Raw genomic sequence first — 244 nt, 5'->3', positions numbered from 1 at the left:
AGTAAAGGCAGCATCAGACATTTACGCACCAATTAGCGGTGAAGTTGTTGCTATTAACGAAGAGCTAGAAGATTCTCCAGAAACAGTAAACAACGACGCTTACGGCGACGGTTGGTTATTCCGCATTAAAGCATCTGACGAATCTGAAGTTGATAACTTGCTCGACGCAGAAGGCTACGCACACACTATTGACGAAGAGTAATCGTTAATTAGTTAAAAGCCCCTCTATTTAAAACATTGGGGC

At 42.6% G+C, this 244-nt stretch carries 1 protein-coding gene; it reads left to right on the top strand.

Annotation, left to right across the window (positions count from 1 at the left end; all coding sequences use genetic code 11):
- Positions 1-202, top strand: a 202-nt coding sequence (locus AAEZ02_RS23275) for a glycine cleavage system protein H (RefSeq protein ID WP_502959621.1), incomplete at its 5' end; no start/stop codon positions are given.
- Positions 203-244: the final 42 nt, after the last annotated feature.

The organism is Shewanella sp. T24-MNA-CIBAN-0130 (assembly GCF_040310185.1).
In the GTDB taxonomy this organism is placed as follows: domain Bacteria; phylum Pseudomonadota; class Gammaproteobacteria; order Enterobacterales; family Shewanellaceae; genus Shewanella; species Shewanella psychromarinicola.
This window is presented reverse-complemented; position numbering and strand designations above follow the sequence as displayed.